General features: G+C 63.8%; 19 protein-coding genes. 5 read left to right on the top strand and 14 right to left on the bottom strand.

From position 1 onward, the window contains the following. Positions 1-58: 58 nt before the first annotated feature. A complete protein-coding gene (locus tag M2281_RS15350; protein WP_280822042.1) occupies positions 59-406 on the bottom strand; it encodes a hypothetical protein in 348 nt (115 codons plus the stop codon). A 156-nt stretch (positions 407-562) separates the two neighbouring features. Here M2281_RS15350 and M2281_RS15345 point away from each other — a divergent pair, with 156 nt between their 5' ends. Beyond that, on the top strand, positions 563-3073 hold the full coding sequence (locus M2281_RS15345; RefSeq protein WP_280822041.1) for an ATP-dependent helicase: 2511 nt from the start codon (positions 563-565) through the stop codon (positions 3071-3073). A gap of 106 nt (positions 3074-3179) precedes the next feature. Next, positions 3180-3587 (top strand): YciI family protein, encoded by a 408-nt coding sequence (locus M2281_RS15340; protein ID WP_280822040.1) that lies wholly within the window; start codon positions 3180-3182, stop codon positions 3585-3587. A 61-nt stretch (positions 3588-3648) separates the two neighbouring features. Here M2281_RS15340 and M2281_RS15335 read toward each other — a convergent pair whose 3' ends face one another. The 3 genes from M2281_RS15335 to M2281_RS15325 form a co-directional block, all read right to left on the bottom strand. Next, on the bottom strand, positions 3649-3930 hold the full coding sequence (locus M2281_RS15335) for a hypothetical protein (protein ID WP_280822039.1): 282 nt from the start codon (positions 3928-3930) through the stop codon (positions 3649-3651). A 339-nt stretch (positions 3931-4269) separates the two neighbouring features. Beyond that, positions 4270-4905, bottom strand: a complete 636-nt coding sequence (locus M2281_RS15330) for a DapH/DapD/GlmU-related protein (RefSeq protein WP_280822038.1) — start codon at positions 4903-4905, stop codon at positions 4270-4272. Positions 4906-4949: 44 nt separating this feature from the next. Further along, positions 4950-5432 carry a CreA family protein gene (locus tag M2281_RS15325; protein WP_280822037.1) on the bottom strand — a complete coding sequence of 161 codons (483 nt, stop codon included), beginning with the start codon at positions 5430-5432 and terminating at the stop codon, positions 4950-4952. A 179-nt stretch (positions 5433-5611) separates the two neighbouring features. Between M2281_RS15325 and M2281_RS15320 the strand changes: the two genes are divergently transcribed. From M2281_RS15320 to M2281_RS15310, 3 genes are all read left to right on the top strand, one after another. Further along, positions 5612-6190, top strand: coding sequence for an SCO family protein (locus M2281_RS15320; protein WP_280822036.1), 579 nt, complete (start codon positions 5612-5614; stop codon positions 6188-6190). A gap of 44 nt (positions 6191-6234) precedes the next feature. Then, positions 6235-7107, top strand: a complete 873-nt coding sequence (locus M2281_RS15315) for a 50S ribosomal protein L11 methyltransferase (RefSeq protein WP_280822035.1) — start codon at positions 6235-6237, stop codon at positions 7105-7107. 126 nt (positions 7108-7233) lie between these two features. Further along, on the top strand, positions 7234-9063 hold the full coding sequence (locus M2281_RS15310; RefSeq protein WP_280822034.1) for an aminopeptidase P family protein: 1830 nt from the start codon (positions 7234-7236) through the stop codon (positions 9061-9063). A gap of 10 nt (positions 9064-9073) precedes the next feature. Here M2281_RS15310 and M2281_RS15305 read toward each other — a convergent pair whose 3' ends face one another. From M2281_RS15305 to M2281_RS15260, 10 genes are all read right to left on the bottom strand, one after another. Next, positions 9074-9370, bottom strand: a complete 297-nt coding sequence (locus tag M2281_RS15305) for an AzlD family protein (protein ID WP_280822033.1) — start codon at positions 9368-9370, stop codon at positions 9074-9076. Further along, complete coding sequence (locus M2281_RS15300; protein ID WP_280822032.1) at positions 9367-10119, bottom strand: AzlC family ABC transporter permease; 753 nt, start codon at positions 10117-10119, stop codon at positions 9367-9369. Before M2281_RS15300 ends, M2281_RS15305 begins: the two co-directional genes overlap by 4 nt. Positions 10120-10215: 96 nt before the next feature. Beyond that, positions 10216-12369, bottom strand: coding sequence for an NAD-dependent DNA ligase LigA (gene ligA / locus M2281_RS15295; protein WP_280822031.1), 2154 nt, complete (start codon positions 12367-12369; stop codon positions 10216-10218). A 126-nt stretch (positions 12370-12495) separates the two neighbouring features. Beyond that, positions 12496-14175: a DNA repair protein RecN gene (recN, locus tag M2281_RS15290; RefSeq protein ID WP_280822030.1), complete on the bottom strand. Its 1680-nt coding sequence runs from the start codon at positions 14173-14175 to the stop codon at positions 12496-12498. Positions 14176-14190: 15 nt separating this feature from the next. Beyond that, entirely contained in the window at positions 14191-15057 is an 867-nt protein-coding gene (locus tag M2281_RS15285; RefSeq protein ID WP_280822029.1) for an outer membrane protein assembly factor BamD, read from the bottom strand. Positions 15058-15253: 196 nt separating this feature from the next. After that, the gene (gene lpxC, locus M2281_RS15280; RefSeq protein WP_280822028.1) at positions 15254-16198 is read right to left on the bottom strand and encodes a UDP-3-O-acyl-N-acetylglucosamine deacetylase; all 945 of its coding nucleotides are present in this window, start codon (positions 16196-16198) and stop codon (positions 15254-15256) included. A 277-nt stretch (positions 16199-16475) separates the two neighbouring features. After that, positions 16476-18176, bottom strand: a complete 1701-nt coding sequence (gene ftsZ / locus M2281_RS15275; RefSeq protein ID WP_280822027.1) for a cell division protein FtsZ — start codon at positions 18174-18176, stop codon at positions 16476-16478. A 76-nt stretch (positions 18177-18252) separates the two neighbouring features. Continuing rightward, on the bottom strand, positions 18253-19563 hold the full coding sequence (gene ftsA, locus M2281_RS15270) for a cell division protein FtsA (protein ID WP_280822026.1): 1311 nt from the start codon (positions 19561-19563) through the stop codon (positions 18253-18255). Further along, a complete protein-coding gene (locus M2281_RS15265; protein WP_425537737.1) occupies positions 19560-20498 on the bottom strand; it encodes a cell division protein FtsQ/DivIB in 939 nt (312 codons plus the stop codon). The genes ftsA and M2281_RS15265 overlap by 4 nt, the downstream gene beginning before the upstream one ends. Next, positions 20486-21412 (bottom strand): D-alanine--D-alanine ligase, encoded by a 927-nt coding sequence (locus tag M2281_RS15260; protein WP_280822494.1) that lies wholly within the window; start codon positions 21410-21412, stop codon positions 20486-20488. Before M2281_RS15260 ends, M2281_RS15265 begins: the two co-directional genes overlap by 13 nt. Between the last annotated feature and the right edge of the window lie 116 nt (positions 21413-21528).

The raw sequence follows: 21528 nt of genomic DNA, 5'->3' as shown, positions 1-21528 counted from the left end.
GCCTTCAGTTGCGTGTGAAATGTTGCCCGCGCCGCCCGGCGCCCTGCGCTGGGGGCGCCTATGCTCGTCCCATAAGCGTTCGCAGGCTAAAGCCGGCCAGAACCAGCGCTGCAACGGCATGCCACAGCACGCGGGGGTCGGCTATATTGCCGATCGCCCGACCGAAGGCCAGCGCCACTCCCACCCAGCACAGGCTTGAAACCAGGCATATCCAGGCGAGCGGCCGATCGGCGGGCCGCCGACTGCGGAGGAGATTAAGCACCGCGATGAGCGCAGCCGCCAGCGAGCCCGCGAGCGACCAGACAAATATCTCCGAGCCCGGCGCATAGCCGATAAAGGTGCCGTAGCTGTGCAGGATGGCGCCAATCAGCAGCAGAATCCCGAAGATCGTGTCGACCGTCCGCACCGTGTGCCTCCCCCTGGCAAAACTGATCTTGCGACTGTATCGCTACAGCCAACCCTTCGGCAATCAAGGGCGCAACCGCCCTCGGGTGGCCGAAGCATGGGCACAAAACGGCAACATAGCTGGCCTTTCGGCCCCGAATCACTACATTCGGTGGAAATGTCAGATTCTCCCGACGACATCCCCTTCTTCGACGAGCCCGGTGCGTCCGCTCCGCGCCCTGCAGGCGCGCCTCAGCCCGGCGGCATCGCAGCCCGCGCCATGGCCGCGCGCAAGTCCTCCGCGCCCGACTATCTGAAGGGCCTCAATGACGAGCAGCGGCTTGCGGTCGAAACCACCGAAGGCCCAGTTTTGGTGCTTGCCGGCGCCGGCACCGGCAAGACGCGCGTGCTGACCACCCGCATCGCGCATATCCTTAGCCTCGGCCGCGCTTTCCCGAGCCAGATCCTGGCCGTGACCTTCACCAACAAGGCCGCGCGCGAGATGAAGCAGCGCATCGGCCTGCTGGTGGGCGAAGCCGTCGAGGGCATGCCCTGGCTCGGCACCTTCCACTCCATCGGCGTCAAGATGCTTCGCCGCCATGCCGAGCTTGCCGGCCTGCGTTCGGACTTCACGATCCTCGACACCGACGACGTCATCCGTCTCATCAAGCAGCTCATCCAGGCCGAGGGGCTGGACGACAAGCGCTGGCCGCCGCGCCAGTTCGCCATGATGATCGACGCGTGGAAAAACAAGGGCCTCGGCCCCGCCGACATCCCGGAGGGCGACGCCCGCGCCTTCGCCAACGGCAAGGGCCGCGAGCTCTACAAGGCCTATCAGGACCGGCTGCAGACGCTGAACGCCTGCGACTTCGGCGACCTGCTCTGCCACCCGATCCGCATCTTCCGTGCGCACCCCGATGTGCTGAAGGAATATCACCGCCGGTTCAAATACATCCTCGTCGACGAGTATCAGGACACCAACACCGCGCAATATATGTGGCTGCGTCTGCTCGCGCAGGAAACCGGCGGCCCGGGCCAGAAGAACGTCTGCTGCGTGGGCGACGACGACCAGTCGATCTATGGCTGGCGCGGTGCGGAGGTAGACAACATCCTCCGCTTCGACAAGGATTTTCCCGGCGCCGTCGTCATCCGGCTGGAGCGCAACTACCGCTCCACCGCCCATATCCTCGGCGCCGCCTCGCATCTCATTGCCAACAATGAAGGCCGGCTCGGCAAGACGCTGTTCACCGACATCGCCAATCCGGACGACGCCAAGGTAAACGTCCACGCCGCCTGGGATTCGGAAGAGGAAGCCCGTGCCGTTGGCGAGGAGATCGAGCAGCTGCAGCGCAAGGGCCATGCGCTCAACGACATGGCCATCCTCGTGCGCGCCTCGTTCCAGATGCGCGAGTTCGAAGACCGTTTCGTCACGCTCGGTCTCAACTACCGCGTCGTCGGCGGCCCGCGCTTCTACGAGCGCCAGGAAATCCGCGACGCCATGGCCTATTTCCGCGTCGTCGCGCAGCCGGCCGACGACCTCGCCTTCGAGCGCATCGTCAATGTGCCCAAGCGGGGGCTTGGCGAAGCAGCCATCCGCCAGATCCACGACACGGCGCGCGCCCTGCGCATTCCCATGCTGGAAGCCGCGGCAAAGCTTGCCGAAAGCGACGAGCTGAAGCCCAAGCCGCGCGCGGCCCTGCGCGAGGTGGCCGCCAATTTCGAGCGCTGGCAAAAGGCGCTCGACAACACGTCGCACACCGAGCTTGCCGAGACCATTCTTGAAGAGAGCGGCTACACCGACATGTGGAAGAACGACCGCTCGGCCGAAGCGCCGGGCCGGCTCGAAAACCTGAAGGAGCTCATCCGCTCCATGGAGGATTACGAGTCGCTGCGCTCGTTCCTGGAGCATGTCGCGCTGGTCATGGACAGCGAGCAGAACGAAGAGCTCGATGCCGTCACCATCATGACGCTGCACTCGGCCAAGGGCCTCGAATTCGAGACCGTGTTCCTGCCGGGCTGGGAGGAAGGCCTGTTCCCGCACCAGCGCTCACTGGATGAAGGTGGCCGCTCCGGGCTCGAGGAAGAGCGGCGGCTTGCCTATGTCGGCCTCACCCGGGCGAAGAAGAACCTGCACATCTGGTTCGTCTCCAACCGCCGCATCCACGGCCTGTGGCAGTCGACGATTCCCTCGCGCTTCCTGGACGAGCTGCCGGAAGCGCATGTGGAGGTGGCCGAGGCCAGCGACAGCTTTGGCGGATATGGTGGTGGCTATGGCGGCCGCCAGAACCCTTACGGCGCCTCGCGCTTCGACAGCATCGGCTCGGACCAAAAGTCCTTCTCCAACACCTATGCCACCCCCGGCTGGCAGCGCGCGCAGCAAAACCGCAACGAGGCGACCGACCGCAACTGGGGCTCGCGCTCCGGCCACCATGTCGAGCGCGTTGGCTATGGCGAGACCGATTCCGGCTACGGCGCCGGTCGCGGCTCGGTGAAGGGCCGGACCATAGAGGGCGAACTCGTCGCCAAATCGGTGGCCGATACCCCCTCGCCCTTCAAGGTCGGCGACCGTGTGTTCCACCAGAAGTTTGGCAACGGTAATGTGGCGAGCATCGACGGCAACAAGCTGACCATCGATTTCGACAAGGCCGGACAAAAGCGGGTGATCGATAGTTTCGTGACGGCGGCGTGAGGGTGCGGGAGAGTTTCGTTTCCCGAATGTCGGCTCAAGCCCCTATCGTTCGTCATGCGGGCATGGCGCGCCGAATGGTTGATGCGCGAACGGAAGGAGTATGAGAATGCGTTACATGATCGTGGTGAAGGCCAGCAAGGATTCGGAAGCCGGCGTGATGCCCGGCGAAGAGTTGTTGTCGGCCATGGCGGGTTATCACGAGCAGCTTGCCCAGGCCGGCGTTCTGGTGGATGCCAGCGGCCTGCAGCCCAGCTCGAAGGGCTGGCGCATAAAATGGTCGGACGGCAGGAAAACCGTGGTCGACGGCCCATTCACCGAAACCAAGGAACTGATCGCCGGCTACACCATCATCAACGTGAAGTCCGAAGAGGAAGCGCGCGAATGGGCGAGCCGCTTCCCCAATCCGCATGTGGGAGACGGCGAGATCGAAATCCGACGCATATTCGAACTGGAGGATTTCGGCGATCGGCCGGAGATTGATCGCTTTCGCGAGCTGGACGCGGGGCGCAAGTAACGCCTCTCCGCTGAGGTGCCCCAACCGACACGACATGGGCTGATTCCAACCGGAAAACGGGTCAGCCCATGAGGCGCTTCAGCTTTTCGGCAGCCACTGCGGCGAGGTCGGCGTAATACTCCTCCAGCTCCTCCGCGGCCTTGACCACGTCGAAATCATAGTCGTTGTCCTCGAGCGTGCGCGCCAGCTGCTCGACGAACTGGACCTGCTCCTCCAGCGCCATGTACAGGGCCTTCACCTGGTCCTCGACGATGTCGGGATTGGCGAGCATCTTGGGCACTTCCTTGCGCATTGCGGAGCAGGTTTCCGTCTGCTTGCGCAGGATTTCGAGCCAGTCGGTCATCGCATCTCCTAGCGACAAGAAAATCGCGCCGCGCGTTTCGCGCGTCAAGCAAGACGGTCATGCTTTTTGGGAAATGCGGCGGAAGCGGGTCCGTAATTCAGGCTAACAGGCGCGCCATCTGCGCCCTCCGCCGCGAACAACCCGATGCAGCTACAAATAGAATACCACTTTTACGAGTATTTATAAGTTCCTAAAGTAACTTCCTCGTGCAGGCGAAAGTCTGCCCCCCGCTTCCCAGCGGTTACGACCCCTTCCGCCTTGTTCCCCCGCAGGCGGAGGGGGTTTTTCGTAATCGGACAGCGCACCCTGCCCTGGCGAACCCGAAAGGAAAGGCGGACTTCAGTCCGCGCGGTTTTCCCAGCGGTCGAGAAAAGCTTCGATAGGCATGGCCTGCATATCCGGAATGGCGTCGGCCAGCCTGTCTAGCTGCCAGTCCCACCAGGCCAGCGCCTCGATGCGCACGATGATTTCGGGCGCAAAGCGCAGCCGTTTATTACGCGCCGGCACACCGGCGACGATCTCATAGGGCGCGACGTCGCGAGTCACCACCGCATTCGCGCCCACCACCGCGCCGTTGCCGATGGTCACGCCCGGCATGATCACCGCGCCATGGCCGATCCAGACGTCGTTGCCAATCGTGACGGGCTTGGCCTTGCGACGAGCCTTGAATTCCTGGTTGACGCCGAGATAGCGGAAATATTCGTTGGGGCGATAGGTCAGCTTATGCGTGGTCAGGCGCTCGATCGGATGTTCGAGTGCGTTGATGCGCGTATTGGCTGCGATCGAGCAGAACTTGCCGATGGTTGTGTAGATCGCCTCGGCGTGCCGTTCGAAATAGGAAAAATCGCCGACCGTCACCTCGCGCAGGATCACCCGCTCGCCGACGATGGCATAGCGGCCGAGGCGGCAGGATTTCAGCTCAGCCGTCGGATGAATGCGCGGCTCGGAGTCCTTGAAGCGAAGTGCGGGGTCCATGTTCGCGCTTTACGCTGCCCTGCCCCGCCCCGCAAGCGCCCCCGCTATTTCGGCTTGCCGTCGGTCCAGACGATGTTCTGGCCGTAGAGCGGCACGGTGCTGATGCCCATCTTGGCCGAGCCGTTCTGCACCTGGCGGGAATGGGACAGATAGATCAGCGTATCGTTCTTCTTGTCGTAGATGCGCTTGATGACCTGCTTCTTCCAGAACAGGCTGATGCCCTGCTTGAAAACCTCCTCGCCGCCTTCGCCCATATCGATCTTGCCGATGGTGATCGGTCCGGTCTGCTGGCAGGAAATGGCAGAGTTGGACGGGTTCTCGAACCAGTTGCCCTTCTGTAGCCGATCGACGATTCCCCGGTCGAAATAGGAGAAATGGCAGGTCACGCCATCGACTTTCGGGTCCTTCAGCGCCTCGACGACGATGTCGTTGCCGAGCCAGTCGACGCCGACGCGCCCCACCTCCTCGGCCACAGCTGGTGCAACCGCACCGAGCAGCAAAGCCGCACCCAAAAGCGCCCGACGCATGAAGACCTCCTGAAGAGTTGTGAGATGTCGTCGGCAACAAGTTGGGCGCTAGGCGGCAAGGTTGCAAGCAAGGACAGCGCACAGCGGCAACATGGCCCCTTTTTCAGCCGCATTCCGACGACTATGTTTGCGGCGTACAATCAGCCAACACCGCGTCCGCAATAGGGAAAACCGATATCATGATGCGCTCCATTCTCGTCGGCATCCTGGTTCTCATGGCCGCCGGCGTCGGCTGGCTGACCCTCGACTGGTATCAGTCGCGCCACAGCGGCGAGCCCTTCGGCAATCCCTTCGCGCTGATCGACCAGCAGGGCCAGCCGATCACCGAACAGGCCTTCCGCGGCCATCCTTCGGCGGTGTTCTTCGGCTTCACCCACTGCCCCGAGGTGTGCCCGACCACCCTCTACGAGCTTGACGGCTGGCTGAAGAAGCTTGGCGACGAAGGCAAGGACATCAATGCCTACTTCGTCTCGATCGATCCCGAGCGCGACACGCCCGAGGCCATGAACACCTACGTCACCAACGTTTCGAACCGCATCACCGGCATCACCGGCGAGCCCGACAAGGTGGCGGCCATGGCCAAATCCTTCGGCATCTACGCCCGCAAGGTGCAACTCGATGGCGGTGACTACACGATGGACCACACCGCCTCGGTGCTGCTGCTCGACAAGAAGGGCGACTTCTTCGGCACCATCGCCTATGGCGAAAGCGGAGATACGGCGCTTGCCAAGCTGAAACGTCTTGCAGCCAAGGGCTGAAACGTTCAAAAGCCGGCAACAGCTTTTTCCGATCGCGAGGCAAAATGAGCCAGACACGCCTTTACCTGACGGCCAGCCGCGCCGATGCGACCCGCATCTTTGACGCCCTCGAAGCAGAATTCGAGGAGGACGGCCTTCCGATCGCCGTGCTGGAAGTGGACGAGGAGCGCGACATCCAGGAAGTGTCGCTCTATGCCGAAGACGACGTGGACGACGCCGAGCGCCGCGTGCGCGACGTGCTGGCCGCGCTTTCGCTGGACAAGGAAATCGGGCGCGAGAAGCTGCCCGAGATCGATTGGGTGGCAAAATCGCTCGAAGGCCTGAAACCCGTCCGCGCCGGCGGTTTCATCGTGCACGGCTCGCACGACCGCGACGAGGCTCGCGAGGGCGAACTGGCCATCGAAATAGAAGCCGGACTGGCCTTCGGCACCGGCCATCACGGCACCACCTCGGGCTGCCTCGAAATGCTGGAAGAGGTCGTCCGCACCAAGCAGCCGCGCAATGCTCTCGATCTCGGCACCGGCAGTGCGGTGCTGGCCATCGCGGTGGCCAAGCTTGCGCATATTCCTGTGCTGGCGACCGACATCGACCCGGTCGCCACCGAGGTTGCGGCCGACAATGTGCGCCTCAACGGCGTGTCCGACCATGTCGAGACGGAGACCGCGACCGGCTTCGACCACCCCGTCTTTGCCGCGCGTGGCCCGTTCGAGCTGATCATCGCCAACATTCTGGCCGGGCCGCTGATGGAGCTTGCCCCCGACGTTGCGCGACACCTGGCGTCCGGCGGTTCCGTGGTGCTCTCGGGCATTCTTGACCGGCAGGCCGACGCGGTGCTGGCGGCCTATGTCGCCCAGGGTTTTGCCCATGTCCGCACGATCCATCTCGAAGGCTGGGCGACGCTGCACCTCAAGCGCTGAGGCGGCAAATAGCGGCTGCGAGCCGCATGGCTGGAGCATCGGATTGGCCGCGAAAGCGGATTCCACTTTCCGGACCGATGCTCTAGTTTGCCGACCGAAGCACCCGTAACCGGAAGGCACGTCTCCATGTTCCAGACATTCGATTCGGCAAGCGATCCGACCACCGCCGCGGAGCGCGTCGCAAAACTGCGCGAATGGCTCGCCGCGCGCGAACTCGACGGCTTCCTGGTTCCACGTTCCGACGAGCACCAGGGCGAGTATGTCGCCCCCGGCTCCGAGCGCCTGCGCTGGCTAACCGGTTTCAGCGGGTCGGCCGGCGTCGCGCTCATTCTGATGGACCGCGCCTTCGTCTTCGTCGACGGACGCTACCAGTTGCAGGTGCGCGAGCAGGTGGACCTGCGCATCTTCAGCATCGAAAGCCTGATCGACAATCCGCCGCCCGCCTGGATCCGTGAAAACCTCGGCAAGGGTGCCCGCATCGGTTTCGACCCGTGGCTGCACACGATCAGCGAAGTGAACGCGCTGAAGAAGGCGGCCGACAAGAGCGGCGCAACGCTGATACCGCTCGCGGACAACCCAATCGACGAGATCTGGACCGACCAGCCTGCCCCACCGGCGGCAGTGGTCGAAATCCACCCCATCGCCTTTGCAGGCGAGCTCGCCAAGGACAAGCTCTCTCGCCTTGCCGCCGCCATCACCAAGGAAGGCGCGTCGCATTGCGTGCTGACCGATCCGTCGTCGATCGCCTGGGCGTTCAACATTCGCGGCGCCGACGTGCCACACACGCCGTTGGCGCTCGGCTTTGCGATCCTGTCGGCCAATGGCCGGCATCTGCTGTTCATCGACAAGCGCAAGCTCAACCGCAAGGTCGAGGCCTATCTGACGCAGTTGGCCGATCTTCGCGATCCCTCGGCGCTTGAAACCGACCTGATCGAGCTTGCCCGCGTCGGCGGACGCATCGCGCTCGACCCTGCACTCGCCGCCGACAGGCTGCGCGCGCTGGTCGAGGAGAATGGCGGTACGGTCGTGCTGGAGCCTGATCCGGCCCGCCTGCCCCGCGCCATGAAGAACCAGGCCGAAATCCAGGGTTCACGCGCCGCCCATCGCCGCGACGGCGCGGCCGTGGCCAAGCTGCTGTGCTGGCTCGACGCCCAGAAGCCGGGCACGCTCGACGAGATCAAGGTGGTGACCCAGCTCGAAGAATGCCGCCGGCTCGTCGGCGAAGAGACGCAGATGCCGCTGCGCGATGTCTCCTTCGACACGATCTCGGGTGCAGGCCCCAACGGCGCCATCATGCACTACCGCGTCTCGCGCGCCACCAACCGGCCGCTGCGCGAGGGCGAGCTGTTCCTGCTCGATTCCGGCGCGCAATATCAGGACGGCACCACCGACATCACCCGCACCGTCGCCGTCGGCCGGCCGAGCGACGAGATGCGCGAGCGCTTCACGCTCGTCCTCAAGGGAATGATCTCGATTTCCATGCTGCATTTCCCGGTCGGCACGCGCGGCTGCGACATCGACGCTTTCGCGCGCATCGCGCTGTGGCAGCGCGGACTGGATTTCGCCCATGGCACCGGCCACGGCGTCGGCTCTTACTTGGCAGTACATGAAGGCCCCCAGCGCATCGCCAAGACCGGCATCGAGAAGCTGCGGGAAGGCATGATCCTGTCCAACGAGCCCGGCTACTACAAGGAAGGCCACTACGGCATCCGGATCGAGAACCTGATCCTCGTCACGCCCGCCGAATCCATCGAGGGCGGCGACCTGCCCGTGCATGGCTTCGAAACGCTGACGCTAGCGCCTATCGACCGGCGGCTGGTGGATGCCGACCTGCTTTCGCCCGTAGAGCTCGAATGGCTCAACGCCTATCACGAGCGGGTGCTGTCGGAGATCGGCCCGATGGTCGACGGCGAAACGCTCAGCTGGCTGGAAAACGCCACCGCGCCGATCGGTTAAAGCGGCTTACTCAGGCGATGAACTGCCGGGCGACGATGAGCACCGCCGCCCCGGCCAGGAACATGGAAAGCAGCCCGCCGCGCAAGGCAACAAGCGCGGCGACGACCAGCGCAGCCCATTCCGCCGGTCCCGCGCTGAGCACGGCAGGCGCGACCAGCGTGGTCAGCACCGCAGCCGGCACGGCGTTTAGTCCCGCTTCCACGCGCGGATGAATGCGTTCGAAACGGGAAATCACCAGGTGCCCGCCGACGCGGGTGAGATAGGTGGCGATCGCCGCGGCGATGGTGATCCAGAACGTGGTGCTCATGGCAGCTTCTCGATCTCCGTTTCGTCTTCGATCGGAACGACGCCGCTATGGTGCGGCGGCAGGATGACGGCGAGCGCGACGCCCGCCAAAGCGCCCAGCGAAACATGCCAGGGCGAGCCGACGAACTTGTAGGCGAGGATGGAGGCCACCGCGCTGACGGCCACGATGGGCAGCCAGAGCGGACGCTTGCGGAAATCCATCACCAGGCCGAGGAAATAGATCGGCAGCAGGAAGTCGATCCCAAGCGCCTTGGTATCGGGAATGAGCTTGCCGAATAGCGCCCCGACCGCCGTCAGGATAACCCACGACACATAGACGCTCAGCGCAGCGCCCATATACCAGGTGAAGGACACCTTGCCCTTCTGCCCCGCGCTTTCGGTCAGCGCATATTGCGGATCAGTGAGCAGGAAATAGGCCGCCGCCTGCTGCAGCAACGGCCAATGGGCGAGATGACGGCCAACCGCGGCCGAATAGAGCACGTGGCGGAAATTCACCGCGAAGATCGACAGTACGATCAGCCACGGCGCTACCTGGTGGCCGAACAGTTCGATGCCCACCATCTGGCTCGCGCCGCCATAGACGGTGGCACTCATGAAAAACGCGTCGAAAACCGAAAAGCCGTTATCGACCGCAATCGCCCCGAAAAGCATCGAAAAAGGGCCGGACGCGATGATCACGGGCAGGCTGAGCCGGGCACCGCGCCAGAACGCGCTAGATCCGGGCCTTCGCGTAACTGTTTCTATCGACATAGGGGCCATTCCTCGAGAAGCCCCTTATCTATGTAGCCGGGGTAGATCTGTCATATGAAAATGGTTGAGCCAAACATCAGTGAAACTGAACCGGGCTCACACCTTCCCCACGCGCACGAACCAGGCGTCCTCGTCGATCACCTCGATGCCGAGATCGGTGGCCTGCTTCAGCTTGGAGCCTGCGCCGGGACCTGCCACGACGAGATCGGTCTTCTTCGACACCGAGCCGGCCACCTTAGCACCGAGCTTCTCGGCCATGGCCTTGGCCTCGTCGCGCGACATCTTTTCGAGCGAGCCGGTGAAGACGACCGTCTTGCCGGCCACCGGCGACGACACCTCGCCGACCGGCTGCTCGTCTAGCGGCGTCACCTCTTGCAGCAGCGCGTCCACGGCTTCCCGGTTGTGGTCTTCGGCGAAGAACTCGACCACCCCCTCGGCAACCACGTCACCGATGCCGTTGATGCCGTTGATCTCCTGCCAGGCGGCGTTGCCGGGATCGCCCTTGCCCTGCGGTATGACGGCGCTTTCGGCAGCCGCGCGCAAGGCTGAAAAACTCAGGAAATGTCGCGCCAGCCGCTTGGCGTTGGTTTCGCCGATATGCCGGATACCCAGTCCAAACAGGAAGCGCGAGAACTCCACCTGCCGCCGGTCGTCGATGGCTGCGAAGAGCTTTCGCACCGACACTGCGCCAAAACCTTCGATATTCTCCAGCTTGGTCAGTGATTTCTCCTGCCGCGCCTTCAGCGTGAAGATGTCTGCGGGCGCGCGGACGCGTAGCGCCGGGTCCTCGGCGTTGAAGAAGAACTCGATCTGCTTTTCGCCGAGCCCTTCGATGTCCAAGGCATTGCGCGACACGAAATGGCGCAGCCGTTCGACCGCCTGCGCCGGGCAGATCAGGCCACCGGTGCAGCGGCGCACCGCCTCCCCTTCCTCGCGCACGGCGTGGCTGCCGCAGGCCGGGCAGCGGTCGGGGAACACGTAACGCACGGCATCGGCAGGACGCTTTTCCAGGACCACGTCGATGATCTGCGGGATGACGTCGCCTGCGCGCTGGACGATCACCGTGTCGCCGACGCGGATATCGCGACCGTCGCGGATGGGCTGGCCGTTGTTGCCGATGCCGCGGATGTAATCTTCGTTGTGGAGCGTGGCGTTGGTCACCACCACCCCGCCCACGGTGACCGGATGCAGCCGCGCCACCGGCGTCAGCGCACCCGTGCGGCCGACCTGAATGTCGATGCCGGTCAGAACGGTGGTAGCCTTCTCGGCGGCGAACTTGTGCGCGGTCGCCCAGCGCGGGCTGCGCGAGCGGAAGCCAAGCCGCGCTTGCAGGTCGAGCCGGTCGACCTTGTAGACGACGCCGTCGATGTCGTAGGGCAGTTCGGAGCGTTGCGCCTCAATGGCGCGGTAATGCGCCAGAATATCCTCGACCGAATGGCAGCGATCCATCAGCTTGTTGATCTGGAAGCCCCAATCGCCGAAGCGCTGCACGACGTCATATTGCGTCTCGCCCAGCGGCTCGCTCGTCTCGCCCCAGGCATAGGCAAAGAATTTCAGCGGGCGCGAACGGGTGACTTCCGGGTCCTTCTGGCGAAGGCTGCCGGCCGCCGAATTGCGTGGATTGGCGAAAACCTGGCCGGTCTCGGCCATGCGCTGGTTGAGCGCGAAAAAGTCGTCGCGGCGCATATAGACCTCGCCGCGCACCTCAACCACATCGGGCGCATCCTTGGGCAGATGCTGCGGAATTTCCTTGATGGTGCGGATGTTGGCGGTGACATTCTCGCCCGTGGTGCCGTCGCCGCGCGTAGCCGCCGTCACCAGCCGCCGGTTTTCGTATCGCAGCGACATCGACAGGCCGTCGATCTTGGGTTCGGCGGTGAAGATGATCTCTCGATCAGCGGGCCACGCCAGAAAGCGCCGCACGCTGGCAATGAAATCGACCACATCCTCGTCGGTGAATACGTTGTCGAGCGACAGCATCGGCACCGAATGGACGACCTGGGTGAAGGCGGCGGAGGGAGCCGCGCCCACCTTGAGCGATGGCGAATCCGAGCGAACCAGCTCCGGAAAGCGCGTCTCGATCGCTGCATTGCGCAGGCGCATCGCGTCGTATTCGGCGTCCGAAATCTTCGGCGCATCCTCAAGGTGATAAAGCCGGTCATTCTCGGCGATTGTCAGGGCAAGCCGCGCAAGCTCGGCGGCGGCCTCCGCTTGAGTCAATTCTTCGACGGGTCTGACGATCTCGGACATAATACGCGAATCCGGCTGGCTGAAAGGCCGCTACACTACCCCAACATGCAATGTCAGGGCAGCAGGCATTCGGCGAAAAGAGATTGGAACCCGAAAGCGTCCTGACAAGTCGCGCCCAGTACGCGATCAGGAGACGACGGCCTCTGCATTCTCGCGCAACAGGCGCTCGGCCGCCGCGCGTGCTTCCTCGGTGATGGTCGCGCCGGCCAGCATGCGGGCGATTTCTTCCTGGCGCGAGGTGCGATCCATCTCGCGGATGCTGGTCGAAACCTGCTCGGTCCCGCCGGATTTGGCGATGAGGAAATGCGTGCTCGCGCGCGCTGCCACCTGCGGCGCATGCGTCACCGACAGTACCTGCACCTTGTTGGAAAGGCGCGACAGCCTCTGGCCGATGGCGTCGGCCACAGCTCCGCCCACGCCGGTGTCGATCTCGTCGAACACGAGCGTCGGCGCGGAGCCCTTATCGGCCAGCGCAACCTTGAGCGCGAGCAGGAAGCGCGAAAGCTCGCCGCCCGAGGCGATCTTCATCATCGGGCCGGGCTTCGTGCCTGGGTTGGTGCGCACCCAGAATTCGATGAGGTCGATGCCCTCTTGCTGCCGGTTGTCCGGCTCGGTGCCCATCTCGACGATGAACTCGGCCCGCTCGAGCTTGAGGGCCGGCAGTTCGGCCATCACCGCATTGCGCAGGCTGACGGCGGTCGCCTTGCGCAGCTCCGAAAGATGCGCCGCAACGCTGTCATAGGCATCGCGCGTCGCGGCCGCCTGCTTGACCAGCACCTGCAACCGTTCTTCACCCGCGTCGAGATCGGTGAGGTCGGCAGCCATCGTGTCACGCAGACGCGCGAGGTCGTCGACCTGTACATTGTGCTTCCGCGAGGCCGCGCGCAGCGCGAACAGCCGCTCCTCGGCCTTTTCCAGCCGCTTCGGATCGTATTCGGTAGCGCGCAGCGCCACATCGACGCCCGACTGCGCGGCATCGAGCGACAGCATCGCCTCGTCGAGCGAGGTCACCACATCGTCGAGCAGGCCCGGCACCTCGGCCGCCTTGCGCTGCAGGCGTCTCAGCAGGCTGGAAAGCTGCGGCAAGGGCGAGTTGGGCCCGGAAAGCACGTCCTGCGCATCCTGGATCTCGCTAGCGATCTTTTCGGCGCGCATCATTGCGGTGCGCACCTCGGCCAGTTCCGCCTCCTCGCCCGGCTGCGGATCGAGCTGCGAAAGCTCAGCCACGGCGGCGCGCAGGTAGTCGGCTTCACGGGCGGCGGCCTCGACGCGCGCCCGGTGGCGCGACAATTCCTGTTCGCTATCGCGCCAGCGTCGCCAGGCTTCCGCGCAGGCCCGTACCTCGCCGAGATGGGCGCCGAAGGAATCGAGCACATCGCGATGAGCGCCGGCATCGACCAAAGCGCGGTCGTCATGCTGGCCATGGATTTCGACCAGGGCACGGCCGATGTCACGCATCAGCGTGACGCTGGAGGGCTGGTCGTTGACGAAGACGCGCGTGCGTCCGTCAGCCGTCTGGACGCGCCTCAGGATGATGTCGCCATCGTCGTCGAGCGCATTGTCCGTGAGGATCTGGCGGGCCGGATGGTTGCGCGGCACGTCGAAGACGGCCGTCACCTGCCCTTGCGTCGCACCATGGCGCACAAGCGAGGCGTCGCCTCGCGCGCCCAGCGCAAGCGAAAGTGAATCAAGCAGAATGGACTTGCCCGCACCGGTCTCACCGGTAAGCACCGAGAGGCCGGACGCAAAATCGATGTCCAGCTTCTCGATGAGAACGATATCGCGGATCGACAGCCTCGATAGCATCGACGCCCGCTTCGGTTAGCCGGTTATTAACTTTCCGGCCTTGGATATCCAGGAGCCCGCGTTCTCACGCGGCTCCAACCCGCCGGACTGCAGAAGCTTGTAGGAGTCCTTGTACCACTGGCTATCGGGGTAATTCTGCCCCAGCACGGCGGCCGCGGTCTGCGCCTCGGAGGTGAGGCCCATCGCGTAGTACGACTCGGTCAGGCGAGCGAGCGCCTCCTCGATGTGGCGCGTGTTGGAATAGTTCTCGACCACGTAGCGGAAGCGCTTGACGGCGGCGATGTATTCGCGCCGCTCGAGATAGTAGCGGCCGACCTGCATTTCCTTGCCGGCGAGCTGGTCGCGCGCCATGCGGATCTTCGTCTTGGCGTCGTCGACATATTCGGAATCGGGCCAGCGGGTGACCACTTCCTGCATCGCCTCGATGGCGCGGCGCGATTCCTTCTGGTCCTGCGTCACATCGCGAATCTGGCGGAAATAGCAAAGGCCGACGATGTACTGCGCATAGGCCGCATCGGGCGTCGACGGATAGAGCGCCAGGTAGCGCTTGGCCGAATTGATTGAGTCGTCATAGTTGCCCTGCCGGTAGTTGGCGAAGGCGCCCATCACCAGCGCCTTGCGCGCAAATTCCGAATAGGGATGCTGGCGATCGATGGCGTCGAACTTGGCGCTGGCCTCCTTCAGGCGGCCGGAATTCATGTTTGCCAGGGCCTGGTTGTAAAGCACATCCGCAGGCTCGGTCTGCTCCACATAGGTGGACAGGTCGAGATCCTTCCCGGAAGACGTGCAGGCCGAAAGGAAAATTGGGGCAGAAAGCACCGAAAGCGCCAAAAAGGCAGTGCGCGCCGACCTGGTCGACTGTGCAGCTCGCTCAAAAACCATGATCAGATTCTGCCCTCTCGGCGTAATTATACTCAATGGCCCGCGCAGTCATAGATCACAACTGCCCCCGAACGGCAACGCTATCGCCCGCTATTCGTGCATTTTTGTGGCATGTCCACGGCTAGGTCGCATTCAACCTCCGAAGCGCATCGCGAAGACGTCCTGGTGACGCATTCGCGCCACACCTCAGGTCGCTTCAGAGCACCCAGGGCGCGTAGACCGGCGCGTTGACGGCAATCATCTCCGCCGACCGGCCACGCTCGCGGCGAGTCGCCTCGACGATTTCGAAGGCCGTTTGATCCGTCAGCAGGCGCCGCAGCGCCGTCGCATTGAGACGATGGCCGCCGCGATAGGAGCGGAAGCAACCGATGAAGCGGGCGCCGGCAAGTGCGAGATCGCCCATGGCATCCAGCATCTTGTGACGCACGAATTCGTTGGGGTATCGCAGGCCTTCCATGTTGATGACGCGTCCGTCATCGCCGATCACCACGGAATTCTCGAGCGAGGAACCAAGCGCATAGCCAGCGGCCCAGAGCGGCTCCACATCCTTCATGAAGCCGAAGGTGCGCGCACGCGCGATCTCGTTGCGGAACGTTTCCGAAGTAAGGTCGACGGCCAGGGACTGACGCCCGATCGCCGCGCTCGCGAAATCGATCTCGACCTCGAAACGGGTGCCGCCATGGGGGCGGAACTCCGCCCAGGATGCGCCTGATTCGACGCGCACGGGCTTGAGGACGCGGATATAGCGGCGCTTGGCGCCAAGCGTCTCGATGCCTGCCTGCTCGATGGCTTCGACGAACTGGATGGCGCTGCCATCGAGAATCGGCACTTCATTGCCGTCCACTTCGATGACCACGTTGTCGACGCCCGTTCCGATCAATGCACCCATGACGTGCTCGATCGTACCGATATGCGCGCCGGCCGGATCGCCGAGAAGCGTGCACAGATCAGTGGAACCGACTTCGGATGCCAGGGCGCGCAGTTCGCGACCGCCCGCGCCCATCAAATGAAAAACGATGCCAGTGTCGGCATCTGCGGGGAGGAAAGTCAGGGAAACCGGTTTGCCGCTATGGACACCAACGCCCGAGAGCGTTACGCGCGACTTCAGCGTCGTCTGGTAGTCGTACAAGTGAATCCCCATGTGCCCGTTAGCCCATGTCCGCCACCCCTCCGGGCGCGGCATCTGCTGTCATTGCCGGCTAAGAATCCGTCCCCACCGATTCTGGACCGCCGACCTCACGATGGCCGGAAAATAGTAGCCCAGACAGGAGAGTCCAAATCACGGATTCTTACTCTGTGTAACGCCGGCGCAATATTGCACCTGCTATCCAACCTGCTGTTTTTATTGAACTTTCAAAAACAAACAGGCGAGCATCGGAATGCTCGCCTGTTTGGGTTCGTTACATCTCGTTAACGGATCAGTTTGCCTGGCGGCGCAGGAACGCCGGGATTTCCAGCTGATCGTCCTCGTGCTGAGCACGGGCCTGAGGCGCCAGGCGGCCGTGATCGTCGAGCTGGCCGCGGCGCGGCGCGTAGAGCGACGGGTCCTGGCTGGCTGCACGGCGCAGTTCCGGCGCCTGCTGACGCAGCTTCGGCTCGCGCGGCTGAGCCGGCTGCAGACGGGCGGGCTCTTCCTCACGACGGGTCAGACCATTGGTCAGGCGCTTGAGCAGACCCATCGGACCACGCTCCTCATGGTGCTGCTGGGCAGCCGGACGGGCCTTGGCTTCTACCTCGGCCTGAACCATCGGCGGGAAGTCCTCGACGCGCGGCATGCGCGGCGCGCTGGCAACAGGCTGCGGCATCTCACGCGGAGCGGGTGCGGGCATCGGAGCCATCACCGGCTGATGCTGCGGCTGCTGCATGACCGGATGCGGCTGCATCTGCTGGGGCTGAGCCTGGAAAAGCTTGCTCTGCGGGCGGAAGTCTTCGGCGACCGGAGCCGGACGCGGCGCGGCCATGGCAGGAGCCGCAGCACTTGCCTCGGCCATGCGGATCGCATCGGCAATCGGATCGGCAGCGCGCGCTTCCATGCGCGGAGCTTCCTGAACCGGAGCCATGGCGGCCGGACGGGCTTCCGGGATGCCGGCAGGACGGGCAGCCGGCTTCACGGGCGCGCGGATGGCGATCGGCGTGGTGGAAATGTCGGCCGACGCCTTGTCGATGCCGGTGGCAACAACCGACACGCGGATGACGCCCTCCAGTTCCTCATCGAAGGTCGCGCCCAGGATGATGTTCGCATCCGGATCGACTTCCTCGCGAATGCGGGTAGCCGCTTCGTCGACTTCGAACAGGGTCAGGTCGCGACCGCCGGTGATGGAGATCAGCAGGCCCTTGGCGCCCTTCATCGAGGTCTCGTCGAGCAGCGGGTTGGCGATCGCGGCTTCGGCGGCAGCCATGGCGCGGCCCTCGCCCGAAGCTTCGCCCGTGCCCATCATGGCCTTGCCCATCTCGCGCATGACCGAGCGGACGTCGGCGAAGTCGAGGTTGATCAGGCCTTCCTTGACCATCAGGTCGGTGATGCAGGCGACGCCCGAGTAGAGCACCTGGTCGGCCATCGCGAAGGCGTCAGCGAAGGTGGTCTTGTCGTTGGCAAGGCGGAAGAGATTCTGGTTCGGGATGACGATCAGGGTGTCGACGCACTTCTGCAGCTCTTCGATGCCCAGGTCAGCCGTCTTCATGCGGCGCTGGCCTTCGAAGTGGAACGGCTTGGTGACGACGCCAACCGTGAGGATGCCCTTTTCGCGGGCGGCGCGGGCGACAACGGGAGCGGCACCCGTGCCCGTGCCGCCGCCCATGCCGGCGGTGACGAAGCACATGTGGGTGTTCGACAGATGATCCATAATCTCGTCGATGCACTCCTCGGCGGCGGCGCGACCGACCTCGGGCTGCGAGCCGGCGCCCAGACCCTCGGTGATGTGCGCACCGAGCTGGATCAGGCGGCTGGCCTTGGTCATGGCAAGCGCCTGCGCATCGGTGTTCGCCACGACGAATTCGACGCCGCGAAGACCTGCGGTGATCATGTTGTTGACGGCATTGCCGCCACCGCCACCGACACCGAACACGGTGATGCGGGGCTTGAGCTCGGTGATGTCCGGCTTCTGCAGATTGATCGTCATAGTCCTCGTCCTTTTGCCTTTCCCACCGCTGCGCCGCTGCGGCCGCCAATATCCATGGGGTTGCCCCCGTCAAATTTTAGAAACTGTCTCTCAACCACTGACTCATGCGATGCAGTCTCCCGCCCGTTCCGGTCATGCGAATCCCAGCGATACTATTCGCCGGACTTATCTCGAAGCTTGCGACTTGCGGATAAATCAGCAGACCGACCGCCGCCGCAAAAGCGGGTCCCTTGGCTGCTTCCGGCAAGCCCGCCACACCCAGCGGACGGCCGATACGTACATTGCGCCCCAGAATGCGCCGCGCCGCTTCCGGCAAACCGGCAAGCTGGCTTGCGCCGCCCGTCAGCACGACTCGCTTGCCGACAGCCGCGCCGTAGCCCGACTTGTTCAGGCGATCGCGCAGGATCTCGAGCGTCTCCTCGATGCGGGCACGGATGATCCGCGTCATCACCGAGCGGGGCACCTGGAGCGGAACGTCCGTTTCGTCGGCGCCGATCGGCTGGATGGTGACCAGGTCGCGATCGTCGAAGCTGCCCGGCAGAGCCGAGCCGTGCATCACCTTGAGTCGCTCGGCATCTTCCAGCCGGGTCGAAAGGCCCTTGGCCAAATCCATGGTGACGTGGTTGCCGCCGACCGGAATGGCATCGGCATGGACGAACTTGCCGTCGGCAAACACGGAAATCGTCGTCGTGCCGCCACCCATATCGATGCAGGCGGCGCCCATTTCGAGTTCGTCGTCGACCAGCGCCGCGAGGCCGGCAGCGTAAGGCGTGGCGACCATCCGTTCGACCGACAGGTGCGAACGATTGATGCAGAGTTCGAGGTTGCGCAACGGCGCGGCATCGCCGGTCAGCACATGCATGTCGACGCCGAGCGTCTCGCCAACCATGCCGCTCGGATCGCGCACGCCGCGCTCGGCGTCCAGCGAGAAGGCAACGGGCAGCGCATGCACAACCTCGCGCTCGGCGCGCAGTGCCTGCTTGGCGCCGGCAGCCAGGACGCGCCGGATATCGCTGGAAGAAGCTTCGTGGCCACCGAGATTGATGGTGGCGGAGAAAACCTGGCTCTTCAGCCGGCCGGCCGTCAGGTTGACGATCAGCGAATCCACGGTCAGGCCGGCCATGCGCTCAGCGGCGTCGACCGCAAGCCGAACGGCGTGCTCGGCACGATCGAGATCGACGACCACGCCGGACTTCACGCCCTGGGACTTCTGATGACCGATGCCGATCACCTTGGCCTGGTGCGTGCGACCCTTGAGCAGCTGGCTTTCGGCCGCAGGCTTCAGCTTTGCGACGATGCAGCAAACCTTGCTCGAGCCGACATCGAGAACCGTGATGATGCCGGAGCGACGTGACGAGTTATCCTTTCGACCGCCGAGCAGACTCATATTCTTGTCTCCGGCTTCTTCTTGTTGCCCTTGGCGTCCTTCAGCGCCGCCTCGCGGCGTTGCACCGCTTCCTGCGTCAGCTGAACGACAAGGCGGTCGTTGATACGCATGTCGACCGCCGCGATATCGCGCGACAGCAGCCCCATGTCGTGATCCATCTTGACCAGATCGGCGAGCGCCGCTTCCACCCCGTCCTCGGGCAGTTTGACGGTGACGCCATTCTCCATCCAGAGATCCCAGCGCCGTTCGGAAACCCGAATGTAACCCTTCACCCGCGAAGCCAGCTCGGGATACTGCCGAACCTTGGCGAGGAAGCCCGAAGCTCCCTGCGCAGCGCCGTAGCCGACGACCAGCGGCAGCGCGATCTGCCGACCGCCGACGAACGGAGCGATGACCCGGCCATCCTCCTCGACAACGGACAGGTCGTTGCCATGCTGCCAGATGGCGAAGGGCTTGCGCTCTTCGATCTTCACTTCCAGCGTATTGGGATAGACCTTGCGAACCGAAGCAACCTGCACCCAGGGCAGCTCGGTGATGCGCTCGCGCGCCTTCTCGGCATCGAAGCCGATCAGCGAGGTCCAGCCGTCGAGTTCCAGCTTGTCGAGGACATCGATCTCGGAGGTTTCGCGATGGCCGACCACCTTGATCTGATCCACAGCAAAGCCGCTGCGCGCAGTGATGGCCTGCACGACGGTGGGCATATGGCCACCTTCATAGGCGCCGTAGATCACGCTCGCAGCAAGGAAAGCCGCCGAGGCGACCGTGGACGCATAACGGGGCGCGGTGAAGTCGCCCTTGAACAGGCGCGCAAGGACGCGCACCGGCTTGCGCAGCGAGCGCGGCAGCACGAAGCCGTCGGCCAAAAAGAATGCGCCGAGCGGACCGCGCCGGCCCGCTCCCATCCTTCTTCTCCGATCAGACCTCAACGCAAGCACGAAGCGTCCTCCACCATCCAACTCAAAAGTTCACCAAAGGAATGTCCTGCCTGCGCAGCAATTTCCGGCACCAGAGACGTCGGCGTCATACCCGGCTGGGTGTTCACTTCGAGCCAGATGATCTCGCCATTTTCGGAATAGCGATCGTCGTAGCGGAAGTCCGACCGGGAGACGCCCCGACACCCAATTGCTTGATGAGCCTTGAGCGCCAGTGTCTGTATTTTTTGGTAAATATTTGGTGAAACTTTCGCCGGGCATTCGTGTTTTGATCCGCCCGGAACGTATTTTGAATCGTAATCGTAGAAGGCGTGACCGGTCGGGATGATCTCGCAGACCCCGAGCGCCACATCGCCCATGACCGCGCAGGTCAGCTCGCGACCATGGATGTAGCGCTCCACCATGACGGCGTCGCCATAGCGCCACTCCGACGAACCGATGATCTGGGGCGGATGCGACTGATCCTCCTTCACCATCACCACGCCGAAGCTCGAACCCTCATTGACCGGCTTGACGACATAGGGCGGCTTCATCGGGTGCTTATTGCCAACATCGAAGCGACTCATCACGCGCGCCTGCGCAACCGGCACGCCAACGGCCTCCACGACCTTCTTGGCCTTCTCCTTGTTCATCGCCAGAGCCGATGCGAGAACGCCGGAATGGGTGTAGGGAATCTGGAGATATTCGAGGATGCCCTGGATGGTGCCGTCCTCGCCGTACGGACCATGCAATGCGTTAAATGCGACATCCGGATTGAGCTCGGAAAGGACAGCGGCAATATCGCGCCTCACGTCGACGCGCGTAACGCGGTAGCCGACCTCTTCGAGTGCATCGGCGCAGGCATTACCCGACGAAAGAGACACAGGCCGCTCGGAGGAAAACCCACCCATCAACACGGCCACATGCTTTAAAGTCATATCCCCACAGTCCCTTCGACCGGGCTTCAAACCAGGGCATTTCTGAAATGAGTCCGAGTCTTCCGGCAGGCACCCCTCCAGACGGAAAACGCGTCAGCCGCGCTCGAACGACTCAA

Source organism: Pseudaminobacter soli (ex Li et al. 2025) (genome assembly GCF_029892515.1).
GTDB lineage: Bacteria > Pseudomonadota > Alphaproteobacteria > Rhizobiales > Rhizobiaceae > Pseudaminobacter > Pseudaminobacter soli_A.
The sequence above is the reverse complement of the archived record's forward strand: the minus strand, read 5'-3'. Positions and strand labels throughout refer to the sequence as shown.

Excerpts from the sequence above, each read along its gene's own strand:
- M2281_RS15315 (WP_280822035.1), top strand. The coding sequence starts at position 6,235 with ATGAGCCAGACACGCCTTTACCTGACGGCCAGCCGCGCCGATGCGACC.
- M2281_RS15260 (WP_280822494.1), bottom strand. The coding sequence starts at position 21,412 with ATGACTTTAAAGCATGTGGCCGTGTTGATGGGTGGGTTTTCCTCCGAG.
- M2281_RS15320 (WP_280822036.1), top strand. The coding sequence starts at position 5,612 with ATGATGCGCTCCATTCTCGTCGGCATCCTGGTTCTCATGGCCGCCGGC.
- ligA (WP_280822031.1), bottom strand. The coding sequence starts at position 12,369 with ATGTCCGAGATCGTCAGACCCGTCGAAGAATTGACTCAAGCGGAGGCC.
- M2281_RS15345 (WP_280822041.1), top strand. The coding sequence starts at position 563 with ATGTCAGATTCTCCCGACGACATCCCCTTCTTCGACGAGCCCGGTGCG.
- M2281_RS15325 (WP_280822037.1), bottom strand. The coding sequence starts at position 5,432 with ATGCGTCGGGCGCTTTTGGGTGCGGCTTTGCTGCTCGGTGCGGTTGCA.
- lpxC (WP_280822028.1), bottom strand. The coding sequence starts at position 16,198 with ATGGGGATTCACTTGTACGACTACCAGACGACGCTGAAGTCGCGCGTA.
- M2281_RS15330 (WP_280822038.1), bottom strand. The coding sequence starts at position 4,905 with ATGGACCCCGCACTTCGCTTCAAGGACTCCGAGCCGCGCATTCATCCG.
- M2281_RS15300 (WP_280822032.1), bottom strand. The coding sequence starts at position 10,119 with ATGTCGATAGAAACAGTTACGCGAAGGCCCGGATCTAGCGCGTTCTGG.
- M2281_RS15335 (WP_280822039.1), bottom strand. The coding sequence starts at position 3,930 with ATGACCGACTGGCTCGAAATCCTGCGCAAGCAGACGGAAACCTGCTCC.
- recN (WP_280822030.1), bottom strand. The coding sequence starts at position 14,175 with ATGCTATCGAGGCTGTCGATCCGCGATATCGTTCTCATCGAGAAGCTG.
- M2281_RS15285 (WP_280822029.1), bottom strand. The coding sequence starts at position 15,057 with ATGGTTTTTGAGCGAGCTGCACAGTCGACCAGGTCGGCGCGCACTGCC.
- ftsZ (WP_280822027.1), bottom strand. The coding sequence starts at position 18,176 with ATGACGATCAATCTGCAGAAGCCGGACATCACCGAGCTCAAGCCCCGC.
- M2281_RS15310 (WP_280822034.1), top strand. The coding sequence starts at position 7,234 with ATGTTCCAGACATTCGATTCGGCAAGCGATCCGACCACCGCCGCGGAG.
- M2281_RS15340 (WP_280822040.1), top strand. The coding sequence starts at position 3,180 with ATGCGTTACATGATCGTGGTGAAGGCCAGCAAGGATTCGGAAGCCGGC.
- ftsA (WP_280822026.1), bottom strand. The coding sequence starts at position 19,563 with ATGAGTCTGCTCGGCGGTCGAAAGGATAACTCGTCACGTCGCTCCGGC.
- M2281_RS15305 (WP_280822033.1), bottom strand. The coding sequence starts at position 9,370 with ATGAGCACCACGTTCTGGATCACCATCGCCGCGGCGATCGCCACCTAT.